Genomic DNA, 15,639 nt, shown 5'->3' on the forward strand with positions numbered 1-15,639 from the left:
AAGAAAAGACAGATGGACGGGATTTACGGGCTGAAATAAAGTCGCTCCATTTATCAGATGGAAACCAGGTGTTGCAGGTGCCATTGAACGTAAAGCGTGTGCAAAAGATAGATCTGCAGTTTCTGCCTGAAAGTGGGAAGCTAGTGGCTGGAATAAAGTCACTGGTTGCTTTTAAAGCCCTTGCAGAGGATGGGCGATCGACTCCGGTATCAGGGGAGGTTTATGATTCTAAAGGAGCCGCTATAGCTAGTTTTGAAACGGCACATAATGGAATGGGATCTTTTGATTTCGTTCCACTATCTGGTGAGACTTATACAGCCCGACTGAAACAACCTGAGGGCTCATCGGTGGATTACAATTTGCCGGCAATAAGTATTGTAGGCAAAGTTTTACATATCGACCCATTCAAAGAATCAATTGAAGTTTCAGTATTGTCGAGGCTAAATGCATTGAACCCAGACAGCAGTTATTATTTGATTGGAAGCGCCAGAGGAGTTGTTTACTTTTCTAAAAAGTTGACGCCTAACGATCAGGAGAAGATTACTATTAATAAAAACAAGTTTCCTTCGGGTATTGTGAGATTTAGTTTATTGATGGGAAAACGACCAATCAATGAACGAATTGTATTTGTCAATCATCAGGAGGGTCTTGATATAAAGATCGCTAGAAACAAGGAAAAATATCTGAAAAGAGACAGTGTTGAATTGCTGGTTGAAGTTAAGGATAGGGGAGGTTTGCCTGCTAAAGGAGGGTTTTCTGTCTCTGTAACAGATGACTCTCAGGTAACCCCGGATAGCAGTGGTAACTTTGGTATGCTCAGTTCGCTTTTACTAACGTCAGACTTGAAAGGGATTGTGGAATCACCTGGGTATTATTTGAGTTCTGTAGCTCCAGAAGTATTGAAGGCTTTGGATCTATTGATGCTTACCCAAGGATGGTCGGGTTATGACTGGAAAGATGTTTTTAGTCCGCCAAAGTTTCCGAAGTTCAAAGCAGAAAAAGAGTTTATGATTGTTGGAAGGGTAAGCAATATTTTTAATAAGCCTGTTAATGGAGCACCCGTGTTGATATCGTCACAGAAGCCCAGCTTTATAAATACAGTAAATACCGATGCAAATGGACAATTTGTATTCAAGAATCTGCCGCAGATTGACTCGGGATCTTTTTTTATCCAGGCGAGAACAGTCAAAGGAAGATCAAAGAATACAGGGGCCGTAGAAATCGAACGTTTCAGACCTCCTGATATACCACTTACCATAAGAAACAAAGTAATGCCCTGGTATGTAAATACTAATCAAGCACAATTAAATTATGTTCAGAAGTTTGCTTTTAAGCAACAGGAATCAAGCTTGAAGCAAGCAGGTATTGCACTCAAAGAAGTTAATATTACTACGAAAAAGATCATTAAAGGGTCGCAAAATAGGAATGGCCCCGGTAACGCCGATCTAGTATTTGATGAGAAAGACATCAAAGAATCTGCGGTAATGAATTTGTATCAGTTGTTAAAACAAAAACTGCCGGGGTTACGAATTACGATGGATACAGGTCTTCCAACGCTGAAGCTCAACGATTATTTTGTTACTATTGAAATTGATGGAGGAGGATTGCCGTTGTATTTGAATGCTGGACCAACAAGGGGAGATTTACTTGAAGCTCTGAGTGAGTTTCAGATTGCACAGTTTGAAGGTATGGAGGTAATGTATAGTAGAAAGTATCTTGTTAGTTATGATAAGCATAATAACAGGACTTATACTGCAAGAGACATTGTAGCATCCGAAATGAACTTAAGAAGTGCTGGTGCAATAGGGTCAGAGCCAGACAGTGGGAAGGGGGAATTTTACACCCCTGGTTTCAAAGGCGGAGGATATCTTGATTCAAGGGCAAATGTGCTGACCAACAAAACAAGAGAATTCGCTGTAATTGGTATCACAACAAAAAACAGAACTGGCTATTTTAAAAATAACAGACCTGATTTCGTAACCTATAGACCGCTACCAATAATGTATCCTCAAGAGTTTTATAGTCCGAAGTATGGATTGAAGCCTTCTGATGTTGCAGAAGCTGATGTGAGGTCTACTGTGTTTTGGTCGCCCAATGTATTAACAGATGCCAACGGAAGAGCAAAGGTTAAATTTTATACTTCTGATGTTACTGGAACTTATACGATAAGTATGGAGGGTGTTGGGTTGAATGGTGGTATTGGAACGTTACGGCAAAAGATTAAGGTTCAGTAGCGCGGGCGCTTTACTGCTTCAACACAATAATGGCCCCTGAAAATTAATTTCGAGAATCATATAGGACTATTTAAAATTCTAGTTGTCTTGTATGCAGTAATCGGGACTAATAGATGTTTAATAACTTGTTTTCAACGCGCAAAAATAATACTTCAGGCTGGTTCGGGAATTATTCCTCCTGGGCTGCAGTAAGTGCTGTGGCTGTTGGTTACGATGCAGATATCATTCTAAACATTACCAAAGAGGCCATTTTAAAAGTGAAAAATGGCGAGGCAGTTTATGAGCGTGATTCCGTTATTTTTGAGGAAAAACATTGTCCATATGCTCTTTTAGCATATTTGCAATTGAGCGCTGCCTTAAAAAAAACTGCCATTCATGTAATGGACTTTGGTGGCTCGCTTGGAAGCACCTATTACCAAATTAAGGAATACCTTACCAAAGAAGTTTGTGCAAGCTGGAATGTAATAGAACAAGCACATTACGTAACCTGTGGAAAGGAATTTTTTGAAGATGAAGTCCTTAAATTTTACCCGACTATTGAAGAATGCAGAGCTGCAAAAAAGATAAGTCTCGTGATACTTTCAGGCGTTATCCAATACTTGGAGAAGCCTCATGAGTTTTTAAAGCAACTGATAAACCATGGTTTTGATTTCCTGATTTTTGATAGAACGGCTTTTAACAATAAGGCCGACGATAGGTTAACGCTACAAGTTGTTCCTGCCGAAATATATCCTGCATCTTACCCTTCCTGGTTTTTTAATCAGGAATTTTTCCTAAGTCATTTTTCACAACACTACAAAATAGTTGCTGAGTTCCCTTCCTATGTAGACGGCGAGCAAATATTGAATATTGATAACAAGCCCGCGGGCAGCGATAAAGGGTTTTATCTAATAAATAAGTCATTCCATGCTTAATTTCTGCACCTTATTTAACACTACCTATTTATCCAGAGGCCTGGCAATGTACCGGTCATTAGAAAAGTATTCCGCTGATTTCCATTTGTACATCGTTGCATTTGATGACCACTGCTTTGATCTTTTAACCAGGCTTAGTTTGGAGAGCGCAACGATCATAAGCCTGAAACAATTTGAAAATGAAAGATTGCTAGAGATTAAAAATGACAGAACTGACGCCGAGTATTGCTGGACATGCGCTTCATTTAGCATAAAATATTGCATAGAAACATTCAATCTTGACCATTGCACTTACGTAGATGCAGATCTTTTATTCTTTAAAGATCCATCAATTTTACTAGAGGAGATGGGAGAGAAATCAGTCTTAATCACCGAGCACCGCTTTTCTCCCCGTTATATGCAAGCTGTAAGTAATGGGAAATATTGTGTTCAGTTTATGACATTTAGAAATACCTGGGGGGGTATGGAAGTGCTTAACTGGTGGGTTGATGCCTGTATCACATGGTGTTTTAACCGCATCGAAGATGGTAAATTTGGAGATCAAAGATACCTTGACGATTGGACTACCAGATTTAGTACTGTCCACGTGCTGCAACATCTGGGGGGTGGCGTTGCCCCCTGGAATGTTCAGCAATACGACTTCAAGACAGAAGGGACAAAGGTTTTGGGCAGAGAAACCGCTACCAATGAGAGATTTAATCTGGTATTTTATCATTACCACGGTTTTCACTATACAAAAAACGATGCTTATAGCTTGTCAAACGAAACGTATCAGCTCGAAAGAAATCATGTAAGGCACATTTATCGCGCTTATGGCACAGCTCTATCCGAAGCAGAAAAAATAATTAATGCTTATAACAAAGAGATTGTTTCTCACGAAGTAACAGACGATATCAGCTGGATTAAGAAAGTGCCAGGTAGGTCATTGCTATTCTTCCTTCGTGGTTATTATAAAAATATTTATAAAAAAAATGCATTAGAATATGGCTTCCTTAGTTAATTTAAAAACGTTTACCGACAAAAGAGGAAACCTTACAGTGATTGAAAGGGTGGTGCCTTTTGACATCAAAAGGATTTTTTACATCTACGGTGTTGATGATTCAGAGCGAGGTGGCCACAGGCACTATGAAACAAGGCAAGCTGCCATCTGTATCCGTGGAAATTGTACGATTTACAATGATAATGGCCTGGAAGAATCATCAGTTTTGTTAGATAGTCCAGATAAATGTCTAATCATTGAACCGGAAGACTGGCACACTATGCATAGTTTCAGCGATGATGCGATTTTAATGGTACTTGCTTCAGAGTATTTTGAAGCGGCAGATTACATTCATACTCCTTATCAAATTAAGTGTGCGATATGATTGAGTACGAAAACTTGTTTTTATTGAACGAGCCTTTTATGGAAAGCTATAAAGAGAGTTTCTCTGATAGTTTGAACAAGGGTTGGTTTATATTAGGAAACAAGGTAAGTACATTTGAAACTGAGTTTGCTACCTATTGTGGCAGTAAATACGGTGCGGGATTAGCATCCGGATTGGATGCATTGGTACTTGCGCTGAAATATTTTGAATTTCCTGAAGGATCGGAAGTTATCGTTCCTTCCAATACCTATATCGCTACAATATTGGCGATTTATAATAACGGTCTCGTTCCAGTTTTGGTAGAGCCCGATATACATACCTACAATATAGATCCGCAAAGGATAGAGGAAAAGATTACATCTCGTACAAAAGCTATCATGGTGGTGCATCTATATGGGAAGGCCTGTGAGATGCAGATGATCATGGATCTTGCCAGCAGATATGAGCTAAAAGTAATTGAGGATTGCGCCCAGTCTCATGGAGCAAGTTATAAAGGTAAGAAAACGGGAACCTTTGGTGAATTTGGTGCCTTTAGTTTTTACCCCACTAAAAACCTTGGGGCCCTGGGAGATGGAGGAGCATTGTTATCGAACGATTTTGATGCCATCACTAAAATAAAAGCCTTGCGTAACTACGGTTGCCATGAAAAGTACTACAACAACTACATTGGGATAAACTCTAGATTAGATGAAATACAAGCAGGGTTTTTGTCAGTTAAACTGACACACCTGGATGAAATCAATTTCCATAAGAAGAAACTCGCGAAATTATATCAAGAGGGTTTGAAGTCTGATTTCATTCTGCCGGCTTTAAATGAAGATTTTGATGATGTTTTTCATATTTATGCAGTTAGACACCCGAAGAGGGATAAGTTAAGGGAGCATTTGCTTGCTAATAACATCCGTACGGAAATACACTATCCAGTTCCACCGCACCAACAGAATGCTTTAAAGACCAGGCTTAAAGGAGCCTTCCCGATCTCAGAACTAATACACCAAACAACTATAAGTTTACCCATTTCGTTCTACCACACCACACCACAGGTAGAGGAAGTGATAGAAGTAATGAACGCCTTTTGACGGGCGTTCATTATCTATCAAAAATTAGTATTTTTGCCCTTAGGTAAAATACTAAAATGAAAGATAGTAATACTAAGGGATTTGTGAGGCTGGTTTTAGCAGTTGTGCTTTGCTTTTTGGGAGCCTGTAAGAAGGAATTGAGCATAGAATCGGCGAAAATAAAACCGCCTGTTCGAACATATATAGTTACCGCACGTGCGGATAAAAAAGGCACTAATAGCAACTCTGCAGGATCTGCAGTGCTTAGGGGCAATTATGATGAAGAGACAAAGGTGCTGAGCTATAGCATCGATTATATTGATATCGAACCTCAGGTTATGACTTTGAGGTACGGTTCGAAAGGTTCGGTAGGAACTTTTGTTAGAGAACTTTATAATATCCAAAATGGAAAACTATCTGTAGTCAGGGGAGGATTTGAACTAACGCCCTTGCAGGAGAGAAACTTTTTAAAGGGACTTTGGTTTGTAACTGTAAACACAGCGACAATGTCACCAGAGATCTCTGGCGTGCTTACTTACAAACAACAATAGGTTGGGCACATGAAGAACCAGGTATCAGAAGTTACAGAAGAAGATCTTGATATTATCGACGCTTTAAAAACGCGGGATAGGAGGAGATTTGAGGTGTTTTATAAAAAATTTTACAGGCCGTTATTTACTGTTGCCTACAGATATGTTAGGCATACGCAGACAGCCGAAGAAATAGTGCATGATGTGTTTATTAATATTTGGAATAAGTCGGATCAATTGAATATTCAAAGCTCTATGAAAAGCTACCTGTTCAGGTCTATTGTAAATTCTTCCTTGAACTACATCAAGAAAGAGAAAACACAGATGGAAAAGCAATCCGCATACAGGATCGTGCATGAACAGGGTTTGGAAATTGTGGAGAGTGAAGCGACCGAAGCGGAAGAGATTTTATTAAAGGGACTAGAAGATGCGCTTGCACAATTGCCGGAGAAATGCAAGCAGGTAATGTACTTGAGTCGCTTCGGGAAATTAAAACAACAGGAAATTGCCGATCAACTGGAGATTTCTATTAAAACTGTGAAAAATCACTTAACGTATGGATTCAAAAAGTTAAGGGAGCATTTGAAAAAACATCAGCAGCTTACGATTTGGGTAATGTTGCTATTAAAATTTATAACGCCTTAATCTCAAAAAAATGGCACATCAAAATAATGAGGAGTTGATCTACGAGCTGATCATAGAAGATCTGGAAGAAACAATTGCTATTCAGGATAAAATGATCCTGCAACAATGGAGAACTGCTGATGCCGCCAATGAACGCACTTATCTAGAGTTTTTAAATGTTCAAGCGAGTATTGATAAACTTTATGGGGCAAATGGCAATGCTGATGCTTCCTGGGAAGTGCTTGACAAAAAGCTTTCGATACCAGAAAACCCCACCTTTAAGATCAGGGCTAAAAAACTGAATATTGGATTTTATTTACGGATTGCAGCGGTGCTATTATTGGTTTCATCATTGGGTTATTATTTTATGGCTCAAGGAAAGTACGCCGTAATAAGCACTTCAGGGACTGCTAATGTAACCCGTATCGTATTGCCTGATGAAACTATTGTAAACCTAAACGCGGGAACTAAAATTAGATACAACAAGGAAAACTTCTTGTTCGACAGAGATTTAGAGGTGTTGAGCGGGGAGGTGTTTATTCAGGTTGTAAAACATGCAGGGGGACAATTCAAAGTTATTGCTGGTGATGTCGAGGCAGAGGATATAGGTACTAGTTTCAATGTTAAAAATGAAAATGGCAACGTTTCTGTAACAGTTGAGGAAGGCAAAGTAGCGCTGAAGCATGAAGGAACAAATCAAAAATTGCTGCTTAGTGCAGGGAAAATGGGGACTTTTAACTCGAGTACTAAACGGCTGGCGTTAGCAGACAATTCAGATTTAAATTATAAATCCTGGTTAGATAAGCGTTTTAACTTCGATGGTATGGTGCTTTCCAAAGTAGCAGCTCAGTTGGAGGAAGTTTATCAAGTACCAGTAGTTGTTAGGGGAAATGTATTAAATAATAGAAAATTTACTGTGGCCAACCTTCATTATCAAACAATTGATAGTGCATTAGCTGTTATTTCTGCATCTTTGCAGTGTAAAATAACCAGGGAAAAAGGCACTTATGTTCTATCGGATAATTAAACGAATTGGTTTTTTAATTACTCTACTATTATTCTTCTGTTTCTCGAATCTTTATGCGCAAGTTAAAGATCCTTTAAAACACAAAGTGACCATCCAGATTGCATCTGATTCATTAATCAGAACGATGTTTAATTTAGGACAACACACGCGGTTCAATTTTGCTTTTGATCCCGATGAGCTGCGAAATAAAAAATCGGCATCAGGTAATTTTGTCCAGACTCCACTCGAAACGATTTTAACTAAAGTACTTTTCGGGACAGGACTAGGATTTTCGTTTGTCGGAAATGATATTGTGATTGCTCCAAATCGCGTGCGGCAACGTACGATAAGTGGTCGTGTTAGAGATCGTGCAAATGGCGAGGAACTAATTGGAGCCACCGTTCAGATTCAAGAACTACGTGCAGGGGTTGCAACCAATCAATATGGCTTTTATTCCCTTTCTGTTCCTGAAGGTGATTATAATATGTTTATTTCATATGCGGGTTATCAAACACAGCAATTAAAGTTGCGCTTGATTGATGATGTGCTTAAGGATGTTGAATTGCATCCTCAAGATAATAAACTTGAAGAGGTGGTGATCAGTAAATCGACTAAGACACCCAATCCTATTTTAATGAATGAGCAGAATTTTAGCATCAAGCAGTTAAGACGTGCACCCTACTATCTGGGTGAAACGGATGTGCTGAAACGACTACAAATGCAAAACGGAATCAAGGCGATAACAGAAGGCAGTTCCGGTCTCTTTATTCGTGGCGGGAATGCGGATCAAAATCTGATCTTACTCGATGAAGCGATCATTTACAATCCTTCTCATTTATATGGACTGGTTTCAGTATTCAACGCTGATGCCGTAAACAACGTACAGTTGTACAGAGATTACATGCCTGCTAATTATGGAGGTCGCCTCTCGTCTGTTATCGTAAACCGGATGACAGAAGGAAATAGCAAGGAATATCATGTAAGCGGTGGCATCAATCTGATGTCTGCCAGAATTTCAGCCGAAGGTCCTTTGGTGAAAGACAAAGGATCTTTTTTGGTCGCTTACCGCCGAAGTCTTTTAGATGTTTTCCAAAATAAGTTCAAGCTGTTCAATCCACGGTCAGTGTACTCTGATTTGAATGCCAAAGCAAATTATAAGATAGACATAAACAACAGTTTGTTTTACTCTGTCTATTACGGTAAGGATCACCTCTTATCTGAAGAATCTTTCTCCAACGATTGGGGTAATGTTACTTCAACATTGCGTTGGAACCACTTGGTAAATTCGAGTATTTTCCTGAACGTCTCTGCGATCTACAGCAACTACAGTAACCTGTTGGATTTGAACGCTGACACCCTGTCTCAAAAAAGCCAATGGAGCACTGCGGTAAAAGACTTGACTGTGAAAGCCGATTATACCTATTATCGTACGCCTACTAATCAGATAAAATTTGGTGCAGCTGTAATCTACCATCGTTTTATGCCTGGTGAATCTTACCGACTGCAAGAATTGGAGTATAACATCCCAAGGGACAAGTCGGTCGAATCCGCACTTTATTTTACACAGCAGTTAAATTTAAGCAGCGTTTTTGAGCTAAACTATGGACTACGACTAGGGGGGTTCTATAACCTCCAAGAGCGGCGAAACGTCTATGACAACGAAGGCAACCTGATTAAGGCCGATGAAACTTCGGTCTTTGTAAATCCTGAGCCACGTTTTAATATTAGTTATTTGCCTGCCGATAACCAGCGAATTTTTTTAAGCTATAATTTGAACTATCAGTATCTGCAGCTAGTCCAGAATAGTACCCTTGCTTTTTCTTCTCTGGAACCTTGGGTACCGGCTTCTAAAAAAAATAAGCCACAACGATCCAATCACCTATCTCTAGGTTATCGTTTTGCGCCACGGGAATACATCTTCTCTGCAAGCGGTTATATTAAAAGACTAGAAAATCAACCAGAGTTACTTGGACATGCACAAATTATACGTAATCCAATTGTAAAGAGCCAGATCAGGTCCGGGTCGTCTGATGCCTATGGATTGGAATTCGAAATTAACAAGACTGAGGGGAAATTGTCGGGAACTCTAGCCTATAGTTATTCGCGTGTGTATAGAAAGATCCAGGATATAAATTTTGGGAATCGGTTCGTTGCAAGCTATGATATTCCTCATGAGCTGAAGCTTACCGCCGATTATCAACTTAACGAGAAACTCTCTTTTCAAAGCTTTTTCATATACTCCACAGGCAGGCCCCTTACGCTGCCGGTGGGTTATTATCAACATGACGGGTTGAAGGTCCCGATTTTCGAAGGCAGGAATACAAGCCGCTTTCCTGATTTTAGTAGGGTAGACGTATCTGCAAAGTACAAATTTCAAACTCGCGTTTCAGGCAAACGTTCTCTTGAACATACCGTTTCGGTAGGAATTTATAATGTATATAATCAAAAAAACCCGTTATATTACCATTTAAATTCATCATCATTTGAACAAAGCAAGACAGCTATCGAGTATGGCTTTGGTTTTTACCCATGGATCGCTTATAGTTTTAAAATTTAAGATGAAAAGATTTCGTTACATATGCTGCTCCTTACTGGTAATAGCTCTTATTGTTAACGGCTGTAAGAAAAGTAATTTCGGAGAGGAATTTTTCCTGACGCCAGGAAAGCAGTACGATATGGCTGTGGAGGGCGGATTCAATACCCTCACGATAAGTCAGTACATCAGGCTCACTAAACCTTCCTTGAACCCGGATTCAGTTCCAGCGCCGATCCGTAAAGCATCAATTGTAGTGAATGACGGCAGGGTTAATATTGTGTATAAAGAATCGGCTACACCCGGAGTTTATGTGGGTATTTTTCGAGGAGATCCAAACTACAACAATGCATACAAGCTGACGATAAAGTACGATGGAAAATCGTACATAGCAGTGGATACCCTTAGGCAAGTAGTAAATATTGTAGACGACTTTTTGCCTTTATCCACCCGCATTAATGTGGAGAAAAATGTAGAGGGAAATATCCCTAAGCACACCTTCGGATACTTAAATCCAAATAAGTGGTATATTTCTTATGGAGAAACCCCATTCTGGAATCCATCAAAATTTGATCAGACTAATTATTACAGTTACACTCATTTTTTGGGCTCTCCAAACTCATTGTATCCGCTAAATAATCTAAAGCGGGCATTTACGCTGCGGCCTGAAGAGTTTATCTACATTTATAAGATCTCCCTTTCCAGAAAATACTCTCAGTACTTGTATTCTGTCTTTATGGAAACCGATTGGAACGGGCTATTTTCCGGTGTGCCGGTAAATGTAGATGGCAATGTATCTGGTAATGTTCAAGGATTTTTCTCTGTTGTTGACGTCGATTTTAGACGCTATCGAGCTAAGGAGTTATAGTGTAATTTATGGCCTTGATATTGCTTGACAAAAGCTTACTTAAATATCATGGAGCAGAAAAAAAGGGGTAATTTTAAGGTTTTATTGTGGATTGCCGGTATCTTGGGATCCCTGATATTGTTGATCGGCATATCTGCAATATATCTCAGTGTAAAATGGAAACCCCTTGTTACTGAAAAATTGAAGAATGGTGTCCATAATGCCTCTCAGGGATTATACGCACTGAATTTTGAGGACATCCATTTAAATCTCCTAACCGGTAGTGCTACGCTTGACAGGGTATCGTTGATACCCGATACTGCCATATATAATCAGTTAAGATCAAAAAAAACTGCTCCTGCAAACTTATACGAACTTAAACTTGAGAAGCTACGGATTAATAGAGTCGGCATATTGACAGCTTATTTTAAAAAAAAGGTGGAGCTGAATGCTATTATTCTTGATCATCCTTCAATAAATATTCTCCATTTCAATGTTCCAAAAAAGGATGATAATTTACAGGAGGAAAAGACGCTATATGAGCAGATTTCGAAGGCACTTAATTCAATTCACGTAAAAGCCATAAAGGTAGTAGATGCGGATTTGGACTATATGAATGGGGAGACTGGAAAAGCCTTGAACTCAGTAAAGCATCTGGACATTAATGTCATTGATTTTTTAGTGGATTCATTATCGCAATCTGACTCCAGTCGTTTTTACTATACTAAGGACATTAACTTTGTACTAAAGGGGTACAAAAGTACTGGCAAAGATAAGATGTATACGATTAAGGTAGACACCATAACTGGATCGGCGAGAGGTAAGAGCTTGAGGGTTGTAGGTTTACAAATGATTCCTCTGCATTCAGATCTAGAATTTAGCAGGATGTATAAGTATGGTAAAGACCGGTACGACTTAAAGTTTGATCACATTACTTTTGCGGGTGTAGACTTTTTGAAGCTTAATACCGAGGGGAGTCTACATGCCAATTCGTTGAGTATTGGGCCGGCTAAGGTGAATATTTTTGTAAATCGTGAACTACCAGCTCCTCCGGGGCTTGACAAAGTTCGAAACTTCCCTCACGTTGCTTTACGGAGGTTACCTATTCCGACTGTGATTGATACCTTAAAACTGAGGGACCTGGATGTTGCCTATACGGAATATAATCCGCTAAGTTTAAAAAAGGGCACCGTTTTTTTTGAGAATTTCGGAGGGAATATTTACAACTTGACTAACGATTCCTTGCAACTCAAAAACAATAATCATGCAGTAGCTAAGTTGCACGCAATGGTAATGAAAACAAGTAGGATTGACATTGCAATGGATTTGAATCTTACTGCAAAGAATGCTGCCTTTACTTATAAAGGAAGCGTTGCCGCGATGGACTTAAAGGTTTTGAATACTGTAGCTAAGAATATGGGATTGGTTGAGATCGAGAGTGGCAAGATGCAGAAAACTATATTTGATATTAAGGCTAACAAAAATGGTTCCTCTGGTACAGTTGCATTCTACTACACCGACCTTAAAGTCAAGTTGCTGAAAGACGGTGAGCTTGGAGAACCAACAAAGAAGAAGGGTCTGTTGTCGTTCATTGCGAACACAGTATTGATTAAAGATGACAACCCCACTAAAAACGATCCTCCAAGAATAGCGAATGTAACTTTTGAACGGACGCCTGCTGCATCTTTCTTTAACCTACTTTGGAAGGGAGTACTTATAGGGATGCGTGAAACTATAGGATTGGGAATTGTTCCTGTAAAAACTCCTGAACAGGCAATGAAAAAGGTGGCTGAAAAGAAGGAAGAACGGAGAACGGAACGACAAGAGCGAAGAGCGGAACGTAAAAAGGGAAAAGACAAGAAGAAAAAGGAGGAGCAATAGCGGTTACCATCGTTAAAAGAGTATCTTGTAAGCAACGTTTGCGTCTATGCAGGGGAAAAGCCGAAAGAGTTACAATACAGTAAAATGGGTTGCGGGATTAATGATCATCCTGTTACTTGGTGTCTATCTAACGGCTAACTATTTTGCAAATAGACTTAAGCCAATCATTAAGGCAGAATTGAAGGATCTGGTTTTGAACGCTACGGACAGCTTGTACAGTGTAGAGTTTTCAGATCTAAGCCTCAACTTGCTCACAAAGGGAGCTTCCTTAACCGATGTCAAGTTCATACCTGATACCAACGTTTTTAAGCGCCTGATTGCTTTAAAGCGAGCACCCAATAACGTGTACTACATTAGGCTAAAAACCCTATCTATAAAAAACTTTCACCCAAAGAATCTCTTTAAGTTCAAAAAGCTAAATGTAGAATTATTATTATTCGATAATCCAGATGTGGTGATGGTGAACACTCAGTTTGATTTCAATGAAAACAAGCCTTCGTACTTACAAAAATCACCCTACGACTACATTTCCAAATATCTGCAGGAGCTCAGGGTAAATGAAATTTCCTTCAGAAATGTGAAGTTCAAATACATCAACAACAATGGAAAAGTGCCTGAGATTGACTCTGTTGATAAACTGAATGTTAATCTAAAGGGCTGGTTGATCGATAAGGAGTCTGATAAGGATCCTACACGCCTTTATGCGCTACAGAATGTTATGATTAATCTAAATGACTACTCATATGCTACACCAGACAGTCTTTATCATGTGAATTGGGAACATTTCAATTTCAGCTCTGCCTCTGGTAAGTTGAACATTACCAACTTTAAAGTGACGCCTCGCCTATCTGAAATGAACTTTGCCAAGACAGCCGGTTATTCCAAGGAGCGGTACCAGATATCGATGAGAAAGATTGATCTTGAGGGGATAAACTTCCCCTTGTACATAAAGAAAAGAGAGCTGTATGCTACCCAAATGAATGTTATGGACGGTGCATTGGATGTGTTTAATAACAATGAACTTCCTGCAAGGAAGAAAATCAGGAATGGTAAGTATCCTCATCAATTGTTGCAACAATTAAAAGGTGCGATCACAGTCAAACTGCTCAGCCTGGCAAATGTTGACATTAGTTATGCGGAATATGATCGGGACAGCAAAGAGAAGGGAACAATAACTTTCAAAAGGACTTCTGGAACAATAACCAACATTACCAATGTAGAAAAGATTAAGGCCAAAGGTCCTTATCTTTTTGCGAAACTTACCACTTACATTATGGGTGAGGGTAAACTCGACGTAAACTTTAGATTTGACCTTGATGCGAAAGATGGAGCCTTCTCTTATTCTGGTGCTTTAGGGAATATGGATGGGAGAGTACTTAATGAGGTGACTATGCCACTAGGTATGGTGCAGGTTAAACGTGGAATGGCGAAAAAATTGTCCTTTGATATTAAAGCCAATGATCAGAAAGCTAAGGGGTCCTTGCAGTTTGCCTATAATGATTTGTCGGTTGCTTTATTGAAACGGGATAAGGAAGAAGACAAACTGGTAAGACAAGTATGGATGTCCCTTTTAGCAAATGCGATGGTGATCAATTCTGATAATCCGGGTAAAGATGGCGTGTTTATCAACGCACCTATAAATTACCAACGGACTGAAACAGCTTCGTTCTTTAGTTTCATCTGGCGAACGCTGTTTGTTGGAATAAAATACAGTGTGGGTGTTACCCCAAAAAAGGAAGAAGAGATTTATCGAAAAATTCAGAAGTTTGAGCAGATCAAAATTGACCGCGATAAACGCCGAAGCCTTAAAGAAAAAAGAAGGAGGTCAAATGATGGCCGTTAGCTTTTATTCCAACCTGAATACCCTAACATAATCGACATAATATTTTTGCGGAAAGATACTATCGTCTATCGGCCCTCCCCATTCGCCTCCTACGGCGGTATTTATTAGCAAGTATAATGGGTCTTTGAAAGAATTGCTAAAAGCTGTTTCGGGAGCCTTTACACTGAGATAGACTTGGTTGTCAACGAAGACTTTGATCGAATCCCCGCGGCGCTCCAGGCCATAAACGTGATAGTTCGTGTGCAGATCGGAAAAGTTCATGTTATTCCCTTGCGAGCTCTTTTTATTGGATTGCGTGGAAGCTGAATCCCACCAGTGGAGGTTAGCGTACACAGTATTTTCCGTGTGACCTACAAACTCCATAATGTCAAACTCAACACATTTAGGCCAGCCCACTTGATTTACATTAGTTCCCATCATCCAGAGTGCAGGCCAGATGCCTTTTCCTGCAGGTAGTTTTGCTTTGATCTCAACCCGTATGTTTCCCTCGAAACTTTGCTTTCCCAAAGTATTAATACTTGCTGACGTGTAAGCAGCTCCCTGATAGTCTTCTTTGATCGATGAAATGATCAAATTGCCACCCTTAACCTCCGCATTTTCCAGCCTATCTTTCGTATAATATTGCTTTTCGGAATTTCGAACAAAACCTGTTTCATAACCCCACTTCTTTGGATTGGGTAATCCTTTATAATTGAATTCTTCGCTCCAGATTAGCTTCTTAATTTTCGCTTGCGAAAATGTAGTGTAGCTGGCTCCTGTCAATAAGATGAGCCAAACAGCTGCGGTTTTTAAAACAGTTTTCATA

The 15,639-nt window shown here is 39.5% G+C and carries 13 protein-coding genes; 12 read left to right on the top strand and 1 reads right to left on the bottom strand.

What is annotated here, in order from left to right; all coding sequences use genetic code 11:
- The 12 genes from ACHFIZ_RS09160 to ACHFIZ_RS09215 all read left to right on the top strand — a co-directional run.
- Window positions 1-2,234 (top strand): hypothetical protein (locus tag ACHFIZ_RS09160; protein WP_410885048.1); only part of this gene is annotated, 2,234 nt, incomplete at its 5' end.
- A gap of 113 nt (window positions 2,235-2,347) precedes the next feature.
- Window positions 2,348-3,148, top strand: coding sequence for a TIGR04325 family methyltransferase (locus ACHFIZ_RS09165; RefSeq protein WP_410885050.1), 801 nt, complete (start codon window positions 2,348-2,350; stop codon window positions 3,146-3,148).
- Entirely contained in the window at window positions 3,141-4,148 is a 1,008-nt protein-coding gene (locus ACHFIZ_RS09170; RefSeq protein WP_410885052.1) for a glycosyl transferase, read from the top strand. The genes ACHFIZ_RS09165 and ACHFIZ_RS09170 overlap by 8 nt, the downstream gene beginning before the upstream one ends.
- Window positions 4,132-4,512 (top strand): sugar 3,4-ketoisomerase, encoded by a 381-nt coding sequence (locus tag ACHFIZ_RS09175; RefSeq protein WP_410885054.1) that lies wholly within the window; start codon window positions 4,132-4,134, stop codon window positions 4,510-4,512. Before ACHFIZ_RS09170 ends, ACHFIZ_RS09175 begins: the two co-directional genes overlap by 17 nt.
- Entirely contained in the window at window positions 4,509-5,591 is a 1,083-nt protein-coding gene (locus tag ACHFIZ_RS09180) for a DegT/DnrJ/EryC1/StrS family aminotransferase (RefSeq protein WP_410885056.1), read from the top strand. Before ACHFIZ_RS09175 ends, ACHFIZ_RS09180 begins: the two co-directional genes overlap by 4 nt.
- Before the next feature lie 56 nt (window positions 5,592-5,647).
- Window positions 5,648-6,121: a hypothetical protein gene (locus ACHFIZ_RS09185; RefSeq protein ID WP_410885057.1), complete on the top strand. Its 474-nt coding sequence runs from the start codon at window positions 5,648-5,650 to the stop codon at window positions 6,119-6,121.
- A gap of 9 nt (window positions 6,122-6,130) precedes the next feature.
- The gene (locus ACHFIZ_RS09190; RefSeq protein WP_410885059.1) at window positions 6,131-6,745 is read left to right on the top strand and encodes an RNA polymerase sigma factor; all 615 of its coding nucleotides are present in this window, start codon (window positions 6,131-6,133) and stop codon (window positions 6,743-6,745) included.
- Between the two features lie 10 nt (window positions 6,746-6,755).
- A complete protein-coding gene (locus ACHFIZ_RS09195; RefSeq protein WP_410885061.1) occupies window positions 6,756-7,751 on the top strand; it encodes a FecR family protein in 996 nt (331 codons plus the stop codon).
- A gap of 85 nt (window positions 7,752-7,836) precedes the next feature.
- Entirely contained in the window at window positions 7,837-10,287 is a 2,451-nt protein-coding gene (locus ACHFIZ_RS09200; protein WP_410885063.1) for a TonB-dependent receptor domain-containing protein, read from the top strand.
- 1 nt (window position 10,288) lies between these two features.
- Entirely contained in the window at window positions 10,289-11,131 is an 843-nt protein-coding gene (locus tag ACHFIZ_RS09205) for a hypothetical protein (protein WP_410885065.1), read from the top strand.
- 48 nt (window positions 11,132-11,179) lie between these two features.
- On the top strand, window positions 11,180-12,991 hold the full coding sequence (locus ACHFIZ_RS09210) for a hypothetical protein (RefSeq protein ID WP_410885067.1): 1,812 nt from the start codon (window positions 11,180-11,182) through the stop codon (window positions 12,989-12,991).
- A gap of 100 nt (window positions 12,992-13,091) precedes the next feature.
- Window positions 13,092-14,834 (top strand): hypothetical protein, encoded by a 1,743-nt coding sequence (locus tag ACHFIZ_RS09215; protein WP_410885069.1) that lies wholly within the window; start codon window positions 13,092-13,094, stop codon window positions 14,832-14,834.
- 3 nt (window positions 14,835-14,837) lie between these two features.
- On the opposite strand, the gene ACHFIZ_RS09220 is transcribed toward ACHFIZ_RS09215, so the two are convergent.
- Entirely contained in the window at window positions 14,838-15,638 is an 801-nt protein-coding gene (locus tag ACHFIZ_RS09220; protein ID WP_410885070.1) for a family 16 glycosylhydrolase, read from the bottom strand.
- Window position 15,639 lies beyond the last annotated feature (1 nt).

It is taken from the genome of Pedobacter sp. JCM 36344, assembly GCF_046546555.1.
In the GTDB taxonomy this organism is placed as follows: Bacteria; Bacteroidota; Bacteroidia; order Sphingobacteriales; family Sphingobacteriaceae; genus Pedobacter.